General features: G+C 67.6%; 2 protein-coding genes and 1 pseudogene. 1 reads left to right on the forward strand and 2 read right to left on the reverse strand.

All coding sequences use genetic code 11. The annotated features are described in order from the left end of the window. Nucleotides 1-397: 397 nt before the first annotated feature. Nucleotides 398-1,645 (forward strand): IS110 family RNA-guided transposase, encoded by a 1,248-nt coding sequence (locus DFR50_RS09360; RefSeq protein ID WP_113888947.1) that lies wholly within the window; start codon nt 398-400, stop codon nt 1,643-1,645. 387 nt (nt 1,646-2,032) lie between these two features. On the opposite strand, the gene DFR50_RS09365 is transcribed toward DFR50_RS09360, so the two are convergent. Further along, nucleotides 2,033-2,422, reverse strand: a complete 390-nt coding sequence (locus DFR50_RS09365) for a type II toxin-antitoxin system VapC family toxin (protein WP_113888948.1) — start codon at nt 2,420-2,422, stop codon at nt 2,033-2,035. After that, nucleotides 2,350-2,652: pseudogene (locus DFR50_RS09370) on the reverse strand (type II toxin-antitoxin system VapB family antitoxin); the annotation flags it as partial. The pseudogene DFR50_RS09370 and the gene DFR50_RS09365, both read right to left, overlap by 73 nt. Between the last annotated feature and the right edge of the window lie 383 nt (nt 2,653-3,035).

Genomic DNA, 3,035 nt, shown 5'->3' on the forward strand with positions numbered 1-3,035 from the left:
ACGAAGACGCGGAGCAGCCCCGGACGCAACTCGGACATGCGGAACAAACCCGCGTATTAGAGTTTGATCACCGACGTCCAACAGGCTTCGCCCCCTGTACCTTCCACACGCGGTTTCGGAACCTGACGCCGGTGTTCTTGCGCAGTGTAGCGCAGCGGAACGCAGCAAGAACACCGGCGGGCGCGAAAAGGCGTAAGGTTCTGGGACCGAGCCGATCTCTCGGGAGCGACCCATCGCCCCCTGTGGCGTGACCACCTGGGGGGGACTTGTGCCCCGAGGGATTGGCCGTGATCGACGTCCCGTGGGGAGTTCGCGCCGGAAGCGGTCGCCGCCCCGAGCGCCAGTACAGGGACCGACGACGATTGCGGCGGCTCGACGGTGCGTGTGAGGTGCGTCCATGAGCGATCCGAAACGGTGGTATGCCGGCGTCGACTGGGGAAGCCAGAGCCATTGCGTCTTCCTGACCGACGACGAAGGCCGAAAACTCGGCCAGAAGTTTTTCAAGCACAGCGGCGAGGGGCTCGCCGAGATGGCCGACTGGTTGCTGACGACCAGCGGCGCCGAAATGGCGGGACAGGTCTTCGTCGCGATCGAAGTCCCGCACGGCCCCGTCGTCGAGACGTTGATCGAGCGCGGCTTCGCCGTTCACGCGATCAATCCCAAGCAGATGGACCGTTTCCGCGACCGGTTCTCGATGTCCGGCGCCAAGGACGACAGCCGCGACGCCGAGGTGATGGCCTCCAGCCTGCGCACCGATCCGCGCTGCTTTCGCAAGCTCGCCGCCGGCGATCCCATCGTGGTCGAGTTGCGCGAATGGTCGCGCATCGCCGACGAACTCGGCTTCGAGCGCATTCGCCTGGCCAACCGCCTGCGGGCGCAGCTCTGGCGCTATTTTCCGGCGCTCCTCGAGCTCGAGGAGGATTGCGGCGCCGAATGGCTGCTCGACTTCCTCGGCATCGCACCGACGCCGGCCAGGGCCGCCCGGCTGCGCGAGGTCCGGGTCGCCCAGTTCCTCAAAGAGCGGCGTATTCGTCGCTTCGACGCCGCCGCGATCCTGAAAGCCGCGCGCGCGACGCCGCCTGGGCTCGCGCCTGGAACCGTCGAGGCCGCCAGCGCCCATGTCGCCTCGATCCTCCCCCGCCTCAAGCTCGTCAACCGCCAGATCAAGGAGGCCGACCGCAAGATCGGCGCGCTCATCGACAGCCTCGCGGCCAGTGAGGAGAGCGAGCCGGGGCAGGAGAAGCAGCATGACGCGGCGATCCTCGCATCCTTGCCGGGAGTGGGAAGGACCGTCCTCGCCACGCTGCTCGCCGAAGCCTGGGAGCCTCTGCAACGGCGAGATTACCCCGCCTTGCGAAGTTTGGCAGGGGTCGCGCCGGTGACCAAGAGATCTGGAAAGAGTTGCATCGTCGTGCGCCGCCAGGCCCGCGACAATCGCCTCGCCAACGCCCTTTATCACTGGGCCCGCGTCGCCGTGCAGCATGACCCGAGAAGTCGCGCCAAATACGCCGAGTTGCGCAGGCGCGGCCACTCTCACGGCCGAGCCCTCCGCTCCGTCGCCGACCGGAACCTCAATGTCGCCTGCGCCATGCTCAGAACCGGCGCGCTGTTCGATCCCGCCCTCGCAGCCCAAAAAGCCGCTTGATAAACGGTGGGGAGTCCACCCCTGCGCAATCATCCGAGGCCATCCTTCCTCCCAACAAGGAGCGGAGACGAGATCGCGTGTCCGACCTCTTGACGAAGGACATAAGAGCAATCCACGACGCAGCTCACGTTGCGGCTAGGATTGTCCACCTTCTGCGCAAACGACGCAAAGCCCGACTCCGAGCGCACGCAAATCCCCGGGCGGTCAAAACTTCCAAAGACGGCGCCGCCTGTGCGCCGTCATCGGGCTGAGCCCGAAGGCGGCGGGGATGTGTCCGGGGGCCACAACAGCAGCCCAGCGGCGTCTGGATCGCTTCGCTTCGCTCGCGATGACGGTCGCGCTTCGGCGCCCGTCTCGGCAGATACAAATCCTCGCCGGGTTCCTGCCTTACGCCGCCGCGACATCGGTCCGGGAAAAGTCCTCGCCCTTGAACAACAGCGGCTCGCGCGCCGCCTTGGCGAGGGCATAGGCGAAGCAGTCGCCGAAATTCAGGCCCGCCGGATGGCCGCTCCCCTTGCCGAAGTCGCGATAGGCTGCGCGGGCGATCTCGGCCTGCTCGCGCGTGACCGGCTCGATGACGATGGCCGCATCGGCGATCGCCTCGTCGAGGCGCCGGCTCGCGATCGGGCTTCGCGAGCCGTCGATGACGATCGCCGCTTCCAGATCGTTCGCGGCGGACATCCGCTTGGGGATGCTCCGGTCGCTCAAGGCGGCGAAGAACCGTTCGGCGTCGGGTTCGTCGCGGATGACGGCGACGAGAGCGGAACTGTCGACGATCCCCTCGGCAGGCCGCGTTCGTCATACAGCAGATCGCCGATCTCGGCGGACAGGTACGGCTCTTTCATGAGCGCGCGGCACTCCTTGGCGATCGCCCTGAGCCTCCGATAGAGGTCTTCGTCGAAGCCCCGGCTCTTCTCGATCCGCTCGATCCGCTCGCGCAGCGCGGTCGTCACCGCCTCGGTCAGCGTCTCGCCGGTGAGCCTGGCGACGCGCTGGGCGAGCGCATGCGCCTCAGGTTCTTGATGTCGAGGGACATGTCTGCCTTACTTTTTCTTGCTTTCCACCATAGCGCGGGATCGGCGTCCCCGGAAGCGCCGGGCCGCGCTCAGAACCAGCCGGGCAGTTCGCAACGCCTCTCCCCCGGGAGCGGACAGGCCGCGAAGCGGCCAGGCGGGGGCCGGCCACGCCGAACGTCGGCGTTCCGAACCCTCACCCTGCCGGGCTTCACCCGGCGGTCCCTCTCCCGAAAGGAGAGGGGGGCGGCGGCTCACATCCCCGTCAGCAGGGTCCGCGTCGCCGCGGCCACGTCCTCGTGGCGCATCAGCGCTTCGCCCACGAGGAAGGTCTCGATGCCGGCGCGCGCCAGGCGCTTGCAGTCGGCGTGGGTGGC

This window comes from Roseiarcus fermentans, from assembly GCF_003315135.1.
Lineage (GTDB): Bacteria > Pseudomonadota > Alphaproteobacteria > Rhizobiales > Beijerinckiaceae > Roseiarcus > Roseiarcus fermentans.